Source organism: Shewanella aestuarii, assembly GCF_014647215.1.
Lineage (GTDB): Bacteria > Pseudomonadota > Gammaproteobacteria > Enterobacterales > Shewanellaceae > Shewanella > Shewanella aestuarii.
In genome coordinates this window covers 192652-210094 of record NZ_BMOT01000004.1, presented here as the reverse complement: position 1 = coordinate 210094, position 17443 = coordinate 192652, and the positions used below count along the sequence as shown (strand labels likewise).

Annotated in this window: 17 protein-coding genes; 12 read left to right on the top strand and 5 right to left on the bottom strand. The window is 40.9% G+C overall.

All coding sequences use genetic code 11. The features are described from left to right. Positions 1–75: 75 nt before the first annotated feature. A complete protein-coding gene (locus IEY03_RS08315) occupies positions 76–2277 on the bottom strand; it encodes a S46 family peptidase (protein WP_188840886.1) in 2202 nt (733 codons plus the stop codon). A 127-nt stretch (positions 2278–2404) separates the two neighbouring features. Here IEY03_RS08315 and dnaB point away from each other — a divergent pair, with 127 nt between their 5' ends. From dnaB to IEY03_RS08300, 3 genes are all read left to right on the top strand, one after another. Beyond that, entirely contained in the window at positions 2405–3814 is a 1410-nt protein-coding gene (dnaB, locus tag IEY03_RS08310) for a replicative DNA helicase (protein WP_188840885.1), read from the top strand. Between the two features lie 83 nt (positions 3815–3897). After that, positions 3898–4989, top strand: coding sequence for an alanine racemase (gene alr, locus IEY03_RS08305; protein WP_188840884.1), 1092 nt, complete (start codon positions 3898–3900; stop codon positions 4987–4989). 16 nt (positions 4990–5005) lie between these two features. Next, complete coding sequence (locus IEY03_RS08300) at positions 5006–6286, top strand: BamA/TamA family outer membrane protein (RefSeq protein ID WP_188840883.1); 1281 nt, start codon at positions 5006–5008, stop codon at positions 6284–6286. A gap of 26 nt (positions 6287–6312) precedes the next feature. Here IEY03_RS08300 and IEY03_RS08295 read toward each other — a convergent pair whose 3' ends face one another. Continuing rightward, positions 6313–6780, bottom strand: a complete 468-nt coding sequence (locus IEY03_RS08295; RefSeq protein ID WP_188840882.1) for a chemotaxis protein CheX — start codon at positions 6778–6780, stop codon at positions 6313–6315. 433 nt (positions 6781–7213) lie between these two features. Between IEY03_RS08295 and IEY03_RS08290 the strand changes: the two genes are divergently transcribed. Continuing rightward, on the top strand, positions 7214–7690 hold the full coding sequence (locus tag IEY03_RS08290) for a hypothetical protein (protein ID WP_188840881.1): 477 nt from the start codon (positions 7214–7216) through the stop codon (positions 7688–7690). Between the two features lie 280 nt (positions 7691–7970). On the opposite strand, the gene IEY03_RS08285 is transcribed toward IEY03_RS08290, so the two are convergent. Continuing rightward, positions 7971–8255 (bottom strand): hypothetical protein, encoded by a 285-nt coding sequence (locus tag IEY03_RS08285; RefSeq protein ID WP_188840880.1) that lies wholly within the window; start codon positions 8253–8255, stop codon positions 7971–7973. An 80-nt stretch (positions 8256–8335) separates the two neighbouring features. Between IEY03_RS08285 and dusA the strand changes: the two genes are divergently transcribed. The 3 genes from dusA to IEY03_RS08270 all read left to right on the top strand — a co-directional run bounded on the left by dusA (position 8336) and on the right by IEY03_RS08270 (position 10334). Then, positions 8336–9355 (top strand): tRNA dihydrouridine(20/20a) synthase DusA, encoded by a 1020-nt coding sequence (gene dusA, locus IEY03_RS08280; protein ID WP_188840879.1) that lies wholly within the window; start codon positions 8336–8338, stop codon positions 9353–9355. Positions 9356–9651: 296 nt separating this feature from the next. Then, positions 9652–9960, top strand: coding sequence for a hypothetical protein (locus tag IEY03_RS08275; RefSeq protein WP_188840878.1), 309 nt, complete (start codon positions 9652–9654; stop codon positions 9958–9960). Positions 9961–10133: 173 nt separating this feature from the next. Continuing rightward, on the top strand, positions 10134–10334 hold the full coding sequence (locus tag IEY03_RS08270) for a PspC domain-containing protein (protein WP_188840877.1): 201 nt from the start codon (positions 10134–10136) through the stop codon (positions 10332–10334). A 93-nt stretch (positions 10335–10427) separates the two neighbouring features. Here the strand turns inward: IEY03_RS08270 and IEY03_RS08265 are convergent, their stop codons facing one another. Next, entirely contained in the window at positions 10428–11168 is a 741-nt protein-coding gene (locus IEY03_RS08265; protein ID WP_188840876.1) for an enoyl-CoA hydratase-related protein, read from the bottom strand. 35 nt (positions 11169–11203) lie between these two features. On the opposite strand from IEY03_RS08265, the gene IEY03_RS08260 reads away from it, so the two are divergent. Genes IEY03_RS08260 through IEY03_RS08250 form a run of 3 tightly spaced genes read left to right on the top strand, consistent with a single transcriptional unit; the run spans position 11204 to position 13452 of the window. Further along, positions 11204–11692: a copper chaperone PCu(A)C gene (locus IEY03_RS08260; RefSeq protein WP_188840875.1), complete on the top strand. Its 489-nt coding sequence runs from the start codon at positions 11204–11206 to the stop codon at positions 11690–11692. A gap of 12 nt (positions 11693–11704) precedes the next feature. After that, positions 11705–12676, top strand: coding sequence for a DUF2333 family protein (locus IEY03_RS08255; protein WP_188840874.1), 972 nt, complete (start codon positions 11705–11707; stop codon positions 12674–12676). Between the two features lie 2 nt (positions 12677–12678). Next, the gene (locus IEY03_RS08250; RefSeq protein WP_188840873.1) at positions 12679–13452 is read left to right on the top strand and encodes a TIGR04219 family outer membrane beta-barrel protein; all 774 of its coding nucleotides are present in this window, start codon (positions 12679–12681) and stop codon (positions 13450–13452) included. A 57-nt stretch (positions 13453–13509) separates the two neighbouring features. Here the strand turns inward: IEY03_RS08250 and IEY03_RS08245 are convergent, their stop codons facing one another. Then, positions 13510–14607 (bottom strand): PQQ-dependent sugar dehydrogenase, encoded by a 1098-nt coding sequence (locus IEY03_RS08245; protein ID WP_188840872.1) that lies wholly within the window; start codon positions 14605–14607, stop codon positions 13510–13512. A gap of 272 nt (positions 14608–14879) precedes the next feature. Here IEY03_RS08245 and pyrC point away from each other — a divergent pair, with 272 nt between their 5' ends. Beyond that, entirely contained in the window at positions 14880–15911 is a 1032-nt protein-coding gene (pyrC, locus tag IEY03_RS08240; protein ID WP_188840871.1) for a dihydroorotase, read from the top strand. A gap of 609 nt (positions 15912–16520) precedes the next feature. Continuing rightward, entirely contained in the window at positions 16521–16796 is a 276-nt protein-coding gene (locus tag IEY03_RS08235) for an MmcQ/YjbR family DNA-binding protein (RefSeq protein WP_229778247.1), read from the top strand. Positions 16797–17443 lie beyond the last annotated feature (647 nt).

The window sequence follows — 17443 nt, the reverse complement described above, 5'->3', positions numbered from 1 at the left end:
ATCTATCCCTGTAGTTTTAGATCAAATAAAAATGGCGCTCATATGAGCGCCATTTTTATTTATCAACATCTCGGATTAAGGGTTACGCACTAACTCTAATTCTTTTATCAAATTGTCGGCATGGTCAACTTTATCCATCATCCACAAGATGTAACGAATATCAACATGCACAGCACGCGTAATCGTTGGGTTAAAGAACCAATCTTTTGTAATAGCTTCGTAGGTTGAATCAAAGTTTAATCCAACCAACTCACCTCTACCGTTAAACACAGGTGAGCCAGAATTTCCGCCAGTGGTATCAACGCTAGATAAGAAGTTAACCGGTACAGAGTTAAAATCATTTTTAGGTTCAATACAGGACACTAGCTTACACATCCAAGAGCGCGGATCGTTATACACTGATTGTATGGTGTGTTTACCGTAATCCTGGGTTGCGATAGCCGCTAACAATTTAGCTGGCGCATTATAAGGCTCTTCACCTGTATGTTTTGCTGCAATGCCCTCAAGACGCGTAAAAGGCTGCTTGTATAACGCATCTTTAGACTGGTAACCATCAACCATACCGTAGGTGATACGTAAGGTACGGTTTGCATCAGGGTATACAGGCCAGTTGTTTGATTTGTAATAAGCAATAACCGCTTCCATGTACTTTGGACGGGCGATTGACAGCTTACCATCTAATAGCTTGGCAGCTTTTTCCAGATCCATGTTGGTTGCGTGAACATCAACCGCTAAGCGAATAAACGGATCGCTACTGGTTTCAAAGGCTTCAACAGATGCATCCATCCAGGCTAAACGCGTTGCCTGATCGGTTAACTCTGTTAATGCATACATGCCATCAACTTTCGCAACAAAGGCTTTATGGTTATTAGCATGCTCTAATGCATTATCAAATACTTTTACCTTTAGCGGTTGACCAATATAGGCATTTAAGTCTTGTAGCCATAAGGTTTTATCAACCTCAACAGCAAAGCTAGTGTCGATACGTTTAAGTTCCGCGCGGAACATTTTCATGTCTCGTTCTTGATAACCAGATTCACGTTCGGCATCAGGCTTTTGCTTTTCTTGTGCTAAGCGATAAAGTTTTTTTGCAGCTGAAAGTAAAGTACTTGATTGCGCATTCTCAAAATAATAATTGGTTTGAGTTTGCTTTTGTTGCTCTGCCAATAAGGTTTCAAGCTCAGCAATTAACTTAGGATTAGCTGATTTATCTTGCTTCAACCAGGCCAGGAAATTATCTTCACGGCTTTGCTTAATGCCAACAATATCCGTTGCTTTAAAGCCATCTAGCAGACCATTAAGCTTTTTCATACGGTTCGACATTGAAGCGATAGTGCCAGCATATTTAATGGCAATATCTCTATCGGTTTCACCCATTTGGGTAATGGTGTCAATTTGTAATTGATAGCGTTCAGCATATGTTGGGTACAGCCAATCACTGGCAAACTTAAGTTCACTGGTTAGGTTATAACGGCTAGTTGAACCTGGGTAACCCGCAGCAAATACGCCATCGCCGGCTTTAACGCCATCGGCATTCACTTTTAAATAGCTTTTGGGGGTAAAAGGCACGTTATCTTCAGAATACACAGCAGGCTTACCATCTTTGCCTACGTATGCTCGTAAAAAAGTAAAATCACCTGAATGACGCGGATATTCATAGTTATCAATATCGCCACCATAGCCACCGACACTTTCAGGTGGCGCATAAACTAAGCGTACATCACGAATGATCAGCTGCTTAATCAGATAATACTCTAGACCATTATGGTAACTGTTCACTGAGCATCGGTAGTTATCATCGGCTTCACACTCTTTAATTAACGCTTTACTGTTAGTTTGTATCTGCTCATAACGGATAAGCGGCTCATCACTTAAATTGGCCGTAACCTGCTGAGTAACATTTTTGACATTTTCAGTAATGTATAAACGCTCATTTGGGCCAGCTGAAGGCTCATCGGCCATTTTTTTAGCAAGAAAACCATCAGCTAGATAATTATGTTCTTTTTTACTGTTATATTGGATGCCACGATAGGCGCAATGATGATTTGTGACAACTAGACCTTGGGGAGACACGAAACTGGCGGTACAATAGCCTAGGCTAACCACGGCATTCATTGGATATTGGCCTAAATCAGCCAGTTGTTTAGCGGGAATTTCAATACCACGCTCAGTCAGTTTATCGGCAATCGAAGGCATCTGATAGGGTTGCCACTGCCCTTCATCGGCATAAGCGAAACCCGATGACAACACTAGGGCTGCTATCAATGTAATACGCATGTTTAATCCTTATGTATTTTATTTTTTCCGTATTTTTAGCATCGCCGCTAGGGTAATATTACCTTAGCTAAATTCGACCACGGTGTTATACCATATTTTTTAAAGTCGTTGGAAACTTGGAGTGTCAATGTCGCAACAATCAACCGTATTTAAGGCTAGAAATAGGCAGAAAGATGCCGAAGTCAATGCATTAAAGTTACCCCCTCATTCAATAGAGGCTGAACAGTCTGTATTGGGTGGGCTTATGCTCGATGCGGAAGCCTGGGATCGCGTTGCTGAAGCGGTTGTCGCAGAAGACTTTTACTCACGCTCTCATCGAATGATTTTTCAGGCAATGCAACGCTTAATGGAGCGTGGTCAGCCTATCGATTTAATTACGGTATCTGAACAGTTAGAAATTGAAGATCAACTTGATGATGCTGGTGGTTTTTCTTATCTCGGTGAAATTGCTAAAAATACTCCCAGTGCGGGCAACATTTTATCGTACGCTCAAATTGTGCGTGAACGCGCTGTAGTTAGAGACATGATTGGCGTCGCCCATGAAATTGCTGATGCGGGTTATAATCCTGAAGGGCGAGATTCTAGCCAATTATTAGATTTAGCTGAAACCAAAGTATTTAAAATTGCTGAATCACGAGCCAATTCAAATGAAGGTCCTGAAGGGATCAAATCTATTCTTGAAAAAACCGTTGATCGAATTGAACAACTCTACAATAACCCTCATAACGGGGTAACTGGGGTGTCTAGCGGTTTTGCTGATCTAGATAAGATGACTTCAGGGTTTCAATCTGGTGATTTAGTCATTGTTGCGGCACGTCCATCTATGGGTAAAACCACCTTTGCGATGAACCTATGTGAACAAGCGGCAATGAATGAAGATAAGCCTGTATTAATCTTCAGCTTAGAGATGCCTTCAGAACAAATCATGATGCGTATGCTGGCCTCATTAGGCCGCGTTGATCAAACCAAAATTCGTACTGGTCAATTGGATGATGAAGATTGGGCGCGTGTGTCTTCCACTATGGGTATCATGCTTGAACAGGGTAAAATGTACATTGATGATAGCTCAGGTTTGACCCCTACAGAAGTGCGCAGTAGAGCGAGACGTATTGCACGTGAGTATGGCGGTTTATCGATGATCATGATCGATTATTTACAGCTAATGCAGGTACCAGCTTTAAAAGACAACCGTACTTTAGAAATTTCAGAGATTTCCCGTTCATTAAAAGCCCTAGCCAAAGAACTTGAAATCCCGGTTGTCGCATTATCTCAGCTTAACCGTTCATTGGAGCAACGAGCAGACAAACGCCCAATTAACTCCGACTTACGTGAATCGGGCGCGATTGAGCAGGATGCCGATCTCATCATGTTTATTTATCGAGATGAGGTTTATCATGATGACTCTGAAGACAAAGGCACCGCTGAAATTATTATTGGTAAGCAGCGTAACGGCCCAATTGGACGAGTGAAGTTAGCGTTTCAGGGGCATTTCTCACGATTTGATAACTATGCTGGGCCGCAATTCGAAGAAGATTAACCCAGCAGTATTGAATTTTATCACCGACAAAATTAACAATGGCTTAGCTTTGCGGCCATTATTTGCTTTATAAGGCTATATTTTTGAAACCTTTTCCTCGCGCAGAAATCAGTCGTCATGCCTTACAGCACAATCTTGCTAGATTGCGTGAAATCGCACCACACAGTCAAGTTATGGCTGTAGTCAAAGCTAACGGTTATGGCCATGGGCTATTAAATGTCGCTCAATGTGTTGGTAATTATGTAGGTGGCGCAGATGGTTTCGGTTTAGCACGATTTGAGGAAGCACTCGAACTGCGTAATGGTGGCGTAAAAGGCCGTTTATTATTACTCGAAGGTTTTTTCCGAACTTCTGATTTACCGCTTATTGTGGCACACGATATTGAAACGGTAGTGCATCACGAATCACAAATTGAAATGCTAGAAAGTATTAGCTTATCTAAGCCCGTTAAAGTCTGGCTGAAAGTGGATTCGGGTATGCACCGTTTAGGATTCAGTTTGACGCAGTTTACCTCAGTGTATCAACGGTTAATGTCATGTCCCTCCGTGGCTAAACCCATTAATTTGATGACCCATTTTGCTTGTTCTGATGAGCCGAAAAACCCATTAACTCAAAAGCAAATTGAAGTATTTGAAACGCTAATTGAAGGGTTAGACGGCGAACGCACCTTAGCAAATTCTGCCGCAACGTTATTCTGGCCCCATAGCCAAGCGGATTGGGTCCGTCCTGGCATTGCACTTTATGGCGTGTCCCCCGTTGTTGGAGATAAAGGAGTGAATCACCAACTTATTCCTGCAATGGAGCTGGTATCTAATCTTATTGCTGTTCGTGAGCACAAGGCTGGTGACACGGTCGGCTATGGTGCTTACTGGCAAGCTAAAGAAGATACTCTACTTGGCGTTGTTGCCATAGGTTATGGTGATGGTTATCCACGCAATGCGCCAGAAGGCACGCCCGTATTGATCAATGGCCGTAGAGTACCGATTGTCGGACGTGTCTCTATGGATATGTTGACGGTGGACTTAGGTGTTAATGCAACGGATAAAGTCGGCGATAGTGTCCAGCTATGGGGGAAAGAGTTAGCAGTGGAAGAGGTCGCTGAGCATATTGGCACCATAGCTTATGAGCTAGTGACTAAACTTACACCAAGAGTCGTAGTCGAACTTTTACCTTAAAACCCATTGAGGTGCGATGATGAAGCTCTGGTGTTTGAGTTTAGTCCTATATTGTGCGGCCGTTTTTGATACTGATGCCAGTACCCATCAAGCCATCGAACAGCTAACCGTTTCCAGCAGTGATAATCCACAGCAAGCCGGCACCAAGGTGAATCAAACTTCCACAGATCCCGATGCCGAATTTATTGCGCTACCGTTTATTTTCTCTACCGAAACCTTAAGCACTGCAATGGGCGGCGCGGCAGTGATAAAGCATGCTGGCCAGCCTCAAGCCGCAGCGCTTGGGATAGGTTTATACAGTAGTAATGACAGTTGGATAGGTTTTTTAGGGTTATACAATTATCAAATTCCCACCATGGAACAATGGCTTTTTTCATTCGAAACCTATCAAGGCCATTACGAAGAAGGTATCTATTTTTTAGATGATAATACAGTGTCTAATCAGCAGCCTGAAAAAACCATTTCAGAAGGCGACGAGGGACTGAGCCGTTTACACCTTAAATACATTTTACCTTTTGCAACCGGTGCCAATGGCGCTAAATCTACTATCTTAGAGCGTCGAGATGACATTAGCTGGAATCCACTAGCGTCTGGTGTCAGCAGCATTAAAATTACCCCTTATAGTCAACACCGCACACTCGCGGTTAACGATCAACTTGCCGATAAAGCTCGAGGGCTAGAGCTGAAATTTGAGTGGGATAATCGTGACTCTCAAAATGACAGTAAAGAAGGTAGTAAAACTAGCGTTAAAATAAAACACGGCTTAGCCATCGATAATGATCCTCACTGGACATTATGGGAGTTTGAGCAAAGCCTTTTTTATAATATCGGCAGCAATCCTTGGTTCGAAGAACAAGTGCTTGCTGCAAATGTGTTTGTCGCCGATACACCCACTTGGAATGACTTTGATAACTCGACCCAAGATTACCGGCGGCCTCCCAGTTTTGCTGGCGTGTATTTAGGTGGATATGACCGCTCAAGAGGCTATTCAACGAAATCCTTTACCGGGAGAAGTGCTGTCAACTATGCCCTTGAATACCGAATAAAACCTCAGTGGCAACCATTACAAAATTGGCCTGTGTTTAATCTATATCATATTCCTTGGTGGCAATGGGTCATGTTTGCCGAGGTAGGTAAAGTGACTAACGAGTTTGATGTGCAAGCATTACATACAGATATGCATCATACATTTGGTATTGGGGCTCGTTTTGAGATTGAAAATATCGTAGTGAGAACCGAATTTGCATTTGGTTCAGCAGAAAGCGAATTTTGGGTGATGGTTAATCAGCCATTTTAACTATGGCTGATTAACCCTAATGAGTTTTAGATATCTTCAAAACAGATTTCGATAAACGCCATCCCATTTGGGTGAGTGAATGGCATTAAAATTTTCTTTCCTTTGGATTTATGCGAAATCGTATGGTTTTTACCTGACACGACAACGGGTGTAGCCATATCAAAATCGTAGCCTTTATCACTGAGCAGATTTTTTGCACCACCCGTCACCATATTAGTAATCTCACCAACCAAATCGGTAATTTCTTCATTAATGCTGCTAGGTTTTTCACCCAGCATTTTATGCATTATTTCTAAAATGAGCGGTGCTTCAAAGGTAATAGATAAAGAGCCTTTGGTTTTAGGGCCAACCATACCAATTAAACCCGACACATCACCCTTAGCAATATCATGACTTTTTAACTGGGGTTTCCCCGGTTTTAAATCCATTGTTGCCATAGTTGATATCACGTTAACTAACGACACAAGAAAGGGGTTAATAAATTCAACGTTCATATGAGGCTACTTCCTTATGGAAAATGCAATGATGAAATAAAGAGGCATAAGAATATTCACTGTATCACTTAGTTATAGTCTAGAACACCACCTTGGATTTGGGTATCTGAACCTCAGCTTTACATGATATAATTTTTCTCAAGTAACAAAATGCTCATTTATAATATGCCCTTTTAATGGCGATGATATCAACATCAGCGGTTAAATCGGATTTTCGCTTCAGTAATAATGTTTGGTTTTTATGACTTCTACTGCAAAACTTGATAGAACCTTTTCCATAGCGCCGATTCTGGATTGGTTTGATATTGATTTAAGTGGTTGTTTTATATGAGCCTGCTTGTGTCTTGGTTCCCTATATGTTCCCCGTTTGTGTTTTGATGGATTTTGGTTCCCCGTTAATGTAAGTTAGTCATGCTAATTAATGAGGTGTTCTATGGATGGAAAATCAGTTTTAATTCTTCTTTTATTGGTTTCTTCTGCGTCAACTGCAGAGGTTTATAAATGTGCTGATGGCAAGTATCAGGCTGAACCTTGTGATGCTGAAAGCACTCCTTTAGATCTTAGTAATGTTGGTAGCGTTGTATCCTCACCAACCTCATCAAATAATGACTTTTCTTTGAAGTCTTCTATTTCTGATAAAAAATCAGAAGTCAGTTCGTATATCCGCAAACAACAAATTAAACGTGAAATTACTGATCTTGAAAAAGACAGAAACCAGGTGTTTAGGGATCGAGATTCCAAAATCAAGGAACTGCGCGAACGTGGCCAACACGCAAATAATAATCTAGCCGGTGCTACTTGGCAGCAAAGCTTAGCGCAAGAGATGACAGCGGTTATGCAACAGGCAGATACGGTTGTTAGCACGATTGATCGTCAAATTGCAGCACTTCGCTCTGAGTTAACTCAATGATGGTTTTCGCCCGGTTAGGGTAGCACTTGGTGTTGTGGTGTTACTTTCGATTGTCGCCATTCTTAATATTTTCGTTTTTGAGCCATCGATAATTTGTGAATACGATTTGACGGATCTCGATTTTGCCCAGTTTGCAGATGACGCATCCAATCCTGTTAATGTTGATACATGGTTTGATGTAGAAAAAACAGTGGTGTATGTACGAGTCAAATATAAATGAAAATGATTTTACCAATTTCACTATCAGCTAAAAGCTTAAGCACATAGAGTTTAGTTCGGCCTAGTGCACATGAGGATCATCAATATATTTGACTATAACCTCACGCAGTGGCATCTCACCAGAACTCGGATTTGGAATGCCTTCCGACTCTAATTTACCCACTTCATGTTTAGCCCATGATTCCGCAGGTGCTAACTTTGAAAATGTTCTATGATCACTGTAAACTATGCTGCCTTTTTTCTTGACCCGTATTAAGCAGCGATACTTACTTGTACCGTCAGCTTTATCGCGTTTTTGAATACTGTAAGGCGCCATTTGCTCGGGTTCCCCGTTACCATAGTCCAATCTATTATGGTTCCCTATAGGTTCCCCATGCAACTAAAAACGTATGAAAACGTGTAAAAATAACTCGAAATGTGAGTAAGATGAATTTAGTAAAAACAGCGCCAAAGCCAGATACACTAACGAATGTAATAGATCGCACCTTTAGCATTGCCCCGATGCTTGATTGGACTGATCGCCATTATCGTTATTTTGCTCGCCTTATGTCTGCTAATACCTTGTTGTATACCGAGATGGTGACAACGGGAGCTATTATTTATGGTAACGGGGACTATCTCGCATACAACGAAGAAGAACACCCATTGGCATTGCAATTAGGGGGATCGAATCCTAAAGATTTGGCTCATTGTGCCAAGTTGGCGGCTGAACGTGGTTATGATGAAGTAAACATTAATGTGGGTTGTCCCTCTGATCGTGTTCAAAATGGGCGTTTTGGCGCATGTTTAATGGGCGAACCAGAATTAGTTGCACAAAGCGTGGATGCCATGAAACAGGTCGCTGATATTCCTATTACGGTTAAAACTCGTATTGGGATTGATGAGCAAGACAGTTATGAGTTTCTTACACGCTTTATTGATGTGGTGAGTGACAAAGGCTGTACTGATTTTACTATTCATGCCCGTAAAGCCTGGCTGCAAGGATTAAGCCCGAAAGAAAATCGCGAGATCCCGCCATTAGATTATGATCGCGTATATCAATTAAAACGTGATTACCCTCATTTAAATATCAGTATCAACGGTGGTGTGACAAGTTTAGAACAGGCGAAAGTACATCTACAGCATGTAGATGGCGTGATGGTTGGGCGCGAAGCGTATCACAACCCATATATTTTAAGCCAAGTTGATCAGCTGTTGTACCAGAATGATAAACCGCAATTAAGTCGTGAAGAAGTGATTGAATTAATGTTGCCTTATATTGAGCGACACATTCAACAAGGCGGACGTTTAAATCATGTCACTCGCCATATGATAGGGTTGTTTCAGGGATTACCAGGCTCAAGAAGCTGGCGCCGTTACTTAAGCGAAAACGCTCACAAGACAGGTGCAGGAATTGAAGTTGTTAAAGGTGCAATTGCATTGATGAATGAAAATGCGCCTAGCTAACAAACATTTTTAGCGATAATAAACCCAGAATTAAGCGCTCATTTGAGCGCTTTTTTTTGCTTAAAAATCATGTTGGTCTAATTGACTAACCTTAGTGGTTAATTTTACCAATTGTTCGTTTTTTGTTCTTTTTGTTAGCGAGTCTTAAAGATGGTTTTTGCTTGGTTTTGATTTTTTATTGTTAATAATTAGTGGTTTAAAATTTATTTTGAAAGTTGGCACAAGGTTTGTAATACCTAAGGTGTCCCGCAATGAAAAAGGTTTTCGTTGCACACTGAACAGAAAAGGAAGCCATCATGTTTAACTCTAATTCTAAAGGTCGTTTAAATCGTATCGCTGGTGCAGCTATTGTTGCCGTAATGATGTCAGCAAGTAGTGTGGCTGCAGAAGCAAATGACACAATGGTACAAGATACCTTAAATGTACTTGAGCAAAATATTTCACAAGCCAGCCAAGATTTGTTTGTGTCAGCTAAGCAAGAGTTTGTATTGTCATTGAGAACTCAAATCGCAGAACAAATTTTTGATGTTAATACTGACACCCAAGCACCGTTGCTTGCGAGTGATGATGCAGAACAATCAGTAACCACAGTGAGTCAAAAGTAATGATGTTTGTTGACCCCCTTGGAATGGTGATGCCTTTGCTAGCAATCTTGTTGCTACCGTTAATGAGTTTTATTTGTTGCGCTGTCATCGCCAACTTGCTCACTAAGCTGCAAATCATACCCAATAAATCAACTGATAATGTTTAAGTTTTGAATAAGAAATTAAGGAATACAATGGAAAAATTAGTAGAGAAACTCATCGACAAGCCTAAAATTGTTTCTGGTGTATGTCACTATTTCGCGAAACAATTTGGCTGGTCGGTGATGTGGGTTCGAGTTATCAGCATGCTGATTTTATTAGCTAATCCAGTTGTCACCCTTGTTGCATATTTAGTGTTATCTGTGTTACTTGATAAAAAGTCTCCACACTATTAATTGCTTTTTCATTCGAACAAATCATTGAATGAAAAAGCAATGACTGGCAGTAATATCAGCCACGTCCGAATAGTATCAATGCTGTACAAATGATTACGATGATTTACTTAAGAATGCTTGGAACAGCTTTTTCGATTCATCACTTTTTAAACGCTGTCCAAAATGAACCAGTTCTAGCTGCATTTGTTGTTTAACTTGCTGTTGGTTGTAGCGAAGCAGCAGGCGAGATGCTTGTAGTGATTCAGGTGGTTGGCTGGCTAATCTTTTAGCTTTAGTCAGTGCAAATTCAACCACGTCAGTTTCCACCACCTGATTGATAATATTTAATTCACAGGCTGTTGCAGCATTAAATGCATCACCTAATAGAATCAATTCCGCCGCTTTTTGTTGACCTACGATTAAGGGTAATAATAAGCTTGATGCCGCTTCAGGCACTAATGCTAGATTAACAAAAGGCATTTGAAATTTAGCACTATTGTCGGCATAGACTAAATCGCAGTGTAGTAATAAGGTCGTGCCAATACCTACCGCTGCACCAGATACTGCGGCAACTAAGGGCTTTTTCAAATCAACGAGGCAGAATAGAAACTTAACCGTTGGATGATCCTCATTTAAGTCGCCACTTTGTAAAAAATCAGCGATATCATTACCTGCGGTAAAGCAATTCCCTTCGCCATGTAACATAAAGGCACGAATCTCGTTGTTGCTATCGCCTTCAATAAGGTATTCTGTGAGTTGTTGATACATCTCTAGATTAAAAGCATTGCGCTTGTCTGGACGATTAAAGCTGATGATACGAACACCTTGTTCATCACGCATTTTTATAAGACTCATTCGTAGTTTCCTTTGTGAACACGAGCAGGGATTAAATGGAGTTTAAGACATTGAAAGTAATATTCAAACACTTGTTTAGTTTTTTAGTGCTTACGTCAGTATCATTTGCCGCCAGTGCCAATGTCATTTTAGTTGACGGTCATGTGCGGGCGATGCCTGCCTCTGTGCCAAATACCGCGGCATACTTAACATTAGAAAACCATGCTAATGACCCAGTAAAATTAATTTCCGTGACAACCCCAGCCGCAAAAGAAGCGCAATTACATACTATAGTTGATGAAAATGGCATGGTAAAAATGCGCCAGGTAGAAAGCTTTACAATAGCTTCTCATGGTGCTTTAGCATTAAAGCCGTCAGGAGATCACATTATGATCTTAGGATTAAATGCGCCATTAGCTGAAAACGATAAGGTTGAATTAACATTGATATTTGATAATGAGCAGCAATTACAGGTGGCATTGCCTGTATTGAAAAATGCTGACTCATCGCATCAAGATCATAGCGAACATCATCACCATCATTAAGGAGTCGTATTGATGCAGTTTACAAGGAATAAAGTACTATCTATCGCCGCGATAGCGGGTTTAATTGGCTACGCTGTGAGTGTGTGGTGGAGTATTGAACCCGATCCAATAGAACCTGAAGCATTGCAAAATGAACAGGGGAGATTAATCGTTGGCTATGCCACAACTCAATCATTGATCGTCACCATGGAAACCTTGTTGGATAAACCCGGTGGTTGGTTATCAAATGATATGATGCCCCCTTCAGTCTTGATGGACAATATGCCAGCGTTCGAGTTTGGTGCCCTTGAGCAAGCGCGTGATTTAGCATTAGTTATGCGCAAAGAGTTTAGCCGCTCTCAATCACAATCAGCCGCAGATACTGATTTATCCGCAGCACATTCAAAGCTAAATATTGAGCACACCAGCTGGTTAGTGCCAAGTGCTGAAAGTGAGTACACGGATGCCATTAAATTATTTAAGCTTTATCAAGCAAGAATTAGTGACTCTGATAATCCTTCAGCACAGTTTTATGCCCGAGCAGACAACCTAAATGAATGGTTAAAAGAAGTGCAAAAACGCTTAGGTAGTATTTCACAGCGCTTGTCCGCCAGCGTAGGACAAGACAGATTAAACACCGATTTAGCCGGTGACACTGCCGCTCGTCAATCTACACCTTCAGCCATGAGCGATGAAATTAAAACCAGCTGGTGGAAAATTGATGATGTATTTTACGAAAGTCGAGGCTCAGCATGGGCCTTATTAAACTTTATGCGCGCAGTAGAAGTGGATTTTGCTGATGTGCTAGAAAAGAAAAATGCTGAAGTTAGCTTAAGACAGATTATTCGAGAGCTAGAAGCTACTCAGCAAACAGTTTGGAGCCCAATGGTATTGAATGGCGATGGCTTTGGTTTAGTCGCAAACCATTCACTTGTTATGGCTAACTATATTTCGCGTGCAAACGCCGCAGTAATTGATTTAACTAATTTACTTTCACAGGGATAACAATGAACAAAACTCTTGCAGCAACAGCCTTATTTGGTCTGTTAAGTGTAACTTCAGCGCAAGCTGCTACTGTTGTGGGCTTTAAAGTTGGTGGTGATATCTGGAATACGGATGCATCGGGTACTTTTAATGCTGATAGCAATCTTGGCAATGCCACAGGTCCTGCGCAAAATTATGATTATGGCTCTGAAACCCAAGGCAGTGTATGGGTTGCTATTGAGCATCCAATCCCGTTAGTGCCTAATTTGAAGATCCGTGAGAATCGTTTAGAGGCTTCAGCGTCTAAAGACAGCAGTGATTTTTACTTCAATGAAGTGAATTTTACAGGTGCATCTACCGTATACAATGACCTCAGTAATACTGATTTTGTGCTGTATTACGAAATTTTAGACAACGATTTAGTTGCATTAGATTTAGGTGCGGCTTATAAGCAAATGCACGGTTCACTGCGTGTTGACGGTTTAGCTGGAAGCGAGTTAACCCGCACTGCAACACAACGCGATATCGACAGTGGTGTGGTGATGGCTTACGGCAGCGCGCAAGTTGGTGTGCCTGGTCTAGGATTATTTGGCTTTGCAGATATCATGATTGGTGTTGATGAAAACGGTGTGCATGATTACAGTGCTGGTTTAGGTTGGCAGTTTGATGGTGTTGCGTTAGATACGCTTATTCGTGTCGGTTACCGTGACTTTAACTTTGACGTTAATCGTTTTTCTGGAACCACCCAAGATATGCAGTTCAAAGGTGCCTTTGCGGGTGTTGAATTGATTTTCTAACCGTTTGGAATTGATAATATGGGTATCTTTTTTGATACCCATATTGATTTGCTAGCATTATGATTTGTCATAGCTAATACGATAAATGGCATCTGCAAAGTCGTCTGAAACCAGTATCGAACCATCATCTAGCATCATTATATCAACCGGACGTCCCCAGCTTTCTTCCCCTTGAAGCCAACCCGTAGCAAATGGTTTATAGCTTTTTACTTGATTGTTATCTAACACAACTAGCATTAATCGATACCCAACCTTATTACTACGATTCCAAGAACCATGTTGGGCAATGAGGATCGTATTTTGGTAGCTTTCAGGGAATTGCTGACCTTGATAAAACATCATTCCTAAAGCGGCTACATGCGCGCCCAGTGTTAATACTGGCGGTGTATTTAGGTTTGCTATTTGGACATTACGGTATTCGGGATCGGCTATATTAGTATTATGGATATAAGGAAAACCGAAATGCTGCCCTGGTTGAGTGACACGATTCAATTCATCATCCGGTAAATTATCACCCATCATATCTCGACCATTATCAGTAAACCATAATTCACCTGTTTGTGGATGAAAGTCAAAGCCAACACTGTTACGCACTCCTTTTGCTACAATGACTGTTTGTTTAGTTTCAAGATCCAGTTTTAAAATGCTAGCAAACGGCAATTCACTTTCACAAATGTTGCAAGGGGCTCCAACAGGAATATAAAGCTTGCCATCGGGACCGAATGTTATGAATTTCCATCCATGGTGGGATATGTTGGGTAGTTTGCTATAAACTAATTCTGGTGTAGGGATTTGGGGTAGCGTTTTTTCAATATTGGGATATCGCCAAATTTTATCGACTTCTGCAACATAGAGACTGCCATCATGGAAAGCTAATCCAGACGGCATGAATAAATTCGAGGCGACGATTATTTTCGACTCAGCCTTAAAGTCGTTATTACTATCTATTAGGGCATAAACATTTCCAGCCTTTCGGCTGCCAACAAAAACTGTTCCATTATCACCTAAAGCCATTTGACGGGCATTTTCAATATTCTCAGCGTACATTTCAATCGAAAAACCCTGTGGTAGCTTTATTTTATCTAAAGGTAATGCCTCAACTGAATTGGCGAAAATTAACAATAGGCTTAAGAGAATGAAATTTTTGGAGGGCATTCGGATACCTTTAATGTTGATGTGTTCTGGAATAGCACACGTTTCAATTTAAGTAATATTAGCCCAATTTCAAAATAGGCTTTTAAAATGAATAAATGAAAACAAAAAAGTATTTTTTGAAATCGAAAAGTCAGCGTTCAAATTACGCATCTATTAAGCCAAGCTGTTTTCAGGCACAATAACGGCAAAATTTGGCACTCATCTTCCATGCTCATTTAATTAGCCAATTTTGATGGCTTAAACTAAATGAGCGGCACTTATTAGGACTCCTTATGACGCAAATTACTATCACAACCCCTGATGACTGGCATTTACATTTTCGTGATGGCGATATGTTAAACGAAACTGTGCCAGCGACAGCGCGACTTTTTCAACGTGCGATTGTGATGCCAAACCTTGTGCCACCAGTGACGACAGCGCAAATGGCTGTGGATTATCGTGAGCGTATTCTGGCCGCGCGTCCTCAGGGAAGCAGCTTTCAGCCTCTAATGACCTTATTTTTAACCAACAACACCACAGCACAAGACATTATAGATGCCAAAGCAGCAGGTGTTGTGGCTGCTAAGTTATATCCAGCAGGTGCAACCACTAACTCTGATGCAGCGGTAAAGGCATTGGATGCACTGTTTCCTATTTTTGAAGTGATGGCTGAACAGGGGATGTTATTGCTGGTTCATGGTGAAGTTACCGAATCACACATTGATATTTTTGACCGTGAAAAACTGTTTATTGATCGCTACCTAGCTCGTATTGTTGCGACCTTACCTCAACTAAAAGTGGTGTTTGAACACATCACCACTAAAGAAGCGGCTGAATTTGTTACCGCAGCTTCTGCGAATGTGGCCGCAACCATAACCCCACAACACTTATTATTAAATCGTAATGACTTATTGGTCGGTGGTGTTCGCCCGCATAACTTCTGCTTACCAGTATTAAAGCGCAACATTCACCAGCAGGCATTACAAGCCGCTGTAGCCACTGGTTCAAGTAAGTTTTTCTTAGGGACTGACTCAGCGCCACACGAAAAGCATCGTAAAGAGTCAGCTTGTGGTTGTGCGGGGTGTTATAGCGCCTGGAGTGCATTAGAGTTATATGCACAAGTATTTGATAACTTGGGTGCGTTAGATAAGTTAGAAGGTTTTGCAAGCTTACATGGTGCAGACTTTTATGGCTTACCCCGTAATACCGGCACAGTAACCTTAGTGAAAGAAACTTGGACAGTACCGGAGGAAATTATTCTGCCTAACGGTAATCCAATTGTGCCATTCTTTGCTGGCCAACAAGTTAATTGGAAAGTGAAATAAAGCGTAAGGGTAAAGTGCTTGCCTTAGTTGCTTATAGGTTGAATCTGCTGATATATCGGTTTTGAAATATCGATTATCAGCCACTTGACTCAATCGCTAATGCTTTAACATTTAACAAAAAACCAGCTCTGTTGCTGGTTTTTTGTTGTCATCATCACAATAGTTACCAAGGCGGCATAGCTGATATGCCTAGGTTAGCAATCAGCCAGTGTTTATGTTTTAACCGCAGAAGCTACCTACATGGATTTTCAATATTTACAGCATTATTTACTCGCTAAACCACAAAGCTGCGAATGCTTTCCCTTTGGCGATGACGTACAGGTGTATACCCAAACAACTTGAAGATACGTGTTTCAGAGCTTCACCGTGTTTTCAATACCAGGCGCGTTAATGCGGTAATCTAGGTACCTTATAAATTAGCGCAACAACGCTCTTGATTTAAAAATCAGGGGAACACGGTGAAACTCCCTGAAGGCAAGTTTTACACGCGTTTATGCTGCGTTATTGATTTTGAAAAGGGAATAACCATTACCCGCAATCAATGCCTTGCCTAAACGCGTGTAAATTCTTGCTGAAATCGAGCATCTTCAGGTTGTTTGGGTATATAAAGTGAAAAATAAGATGTTCGCGTTAGTGGGGCGGCGCAATGATTTGCTAATGCTTAACCTAAAATGCGATCCAGATGAGGCTAATGCCTTAAAAGATATCTTCCCTGCGATAACGCCGGGTTATCACATGGATAAAAAACACTGGATATCAATATACTTTGATGGCTCTGTGCCTGATGGCGAAGTAAAACGAATTATCGATAATTCATTTTTGCTAGTGGTCAATAGCTTGCCCAAAAAAGAACAAACCTCAATTAGGCTGCAACTTGAGTCATAAGGTCATTTAATCCATGGTAATCCAAGTTCTCTATACCTTTATTCATCATAACAGCTGTGACAAGGCTAACATCCTTGCTTAAAATTCAAGTTTTAAGGTAACAGTAAGGTTGAATATTCTGAGTTTTATCTTCTTTTGACCTTTGCCATCAGTATTATTTGAGTGATAAAAATCAGCAGGCTTCCTGATTCTTCTTATTAGCGCAAATTAATAATAGGCTTCATATCTATAAATCTACCAATTTTATCAAGCAACGCCGCAGACTTATGTAAAACTATGCAAAGTTAGACCTCAGTGGTATTAATTAAATAGTGATCTATTTAGAATCAAATACGTAATCAGTTAACTGAATGAATCATCAAGCTTAACTCGGGGCAGTAACAGTAAATCAAACCGCTATTTATAATGCTCACAGGGATATTCTTCATGCAGAATAATTGCGGCTAGCGATTGAGGCGTAAATTCGCCCTGTTTTAGCGCAACTGATGTTTCAAGGCTATTTAATGCAAGTTCAGCTAATCGTAGCTTAAAGTTTAGGTTTGACTGTAAGTGCTCGAATGTTAGCTATTCAAATCTCATTTATGCATCTCTTAACCCAAGTTGAGGTTAAACCATAAAAGTAATAAACGAAAATCATTAGATAATAA

Excerpts from the sequence above, each read along its gene's own strand:
- IEY03_RS08250 (WP_188840873.1), top strand. The coding sequence starts at position 12,679 with ATGAACAAAACTCTTGCAGCAACAGCCTTATTTGGTCTGTTAAGTGTA.
- IEY03_RS08290 (WP_188840881.1), top strand. The coding sequence starts at position 7,214 with ATGGATGGAAAATCAGTTTTAATTCTTCTTTTATTGGTTTCTTCTGCG.
- IEY03_RS08255 (WP_188840874.1), top strand. The coding sequence starts at position 11,705 with ATGCAGTTTACAAGGAATAAAGTACTATCTATCGCCGCGATAGCGGGT.
- IEY03_RS08265 (WP_188840876.1), bottom strand. The coding sequence starts at position 11,168 with ATGAGTCTTATAAAAATGCGTGATGAACAAGGTGTTCGTATCATCAGC.
- pyrC (WP_188840871.1), top strand. The coding sequence starts at position 14,880 with ATGACGCAAATTACTATCACAACCCCTGATGACTGGCATTTACATTTT.
- IEY03_RS08270 (WP_188840877.1), top strand. The coding sequence starts at position 10,134 with ATGGAAAAATTAGTAGAGAAACTCATCGACAAGCCTAAAATTGTTTCT.
- dusA (WP_188840879.1), top strand. The coding sequence starts at position 8,336 with ATGAATTTAGTAAAAACAGCGCCAAAGCCAGATACACTAACGAATGTA.
- IEY03_RS08260 (WP_188840875.1), top strand. The coding sequence starts at position 11,204 with ATGGAGTTTAAGACATTGAAAGTAATATTCAAACACTTGTTTAGTTTT.
- IEY03_RS08275 (WP_188840878.1), top strand. The coding sequence starts at position 9,652 with ATGTTTAACTCTAATTCTAAAGGTCGTTTAAATCGTATCGCTGGTGCA.
- IEY03_RS08315 (WP_188840886.1), bottom strand. The coding sequence starts at position 2,277 with ATGCGTATTACATTGATAGCAGCCCTAGTGTTGTCATCGGGTTTCGCT.
- IEY03_RS08245 (WP_188840872.1), bottom strand. The coding sequence starts at position 14,607 with ATGCCCTCCAAAAATTTCATTCTCTTAAGCCTATTGTTAATTTTCGCC.
- IEY03_RS08295 (WP_188840882.1), bottom strand. The coding sequence starts at position 6,780 with ATGAACGTTGAATTTATTAACCCCTTTCTTGTGTCGTTAGTTAACGTG.
- dnaB (WP_188840885.1), top strand. The coding sequence starts at position 2,405 with ATGTCGCAACAATCAACCGTATTTAAGGCTAGAAATAGGCAGAAAGAT.
- IEY03_RS08300 (WP_188840883.1), top strand. The coding sequence starts at position 5,006 with ATGATGAAGCTCTGGTGTTTGAGTTTAGTCCTATATTGTGCGGCCGTT.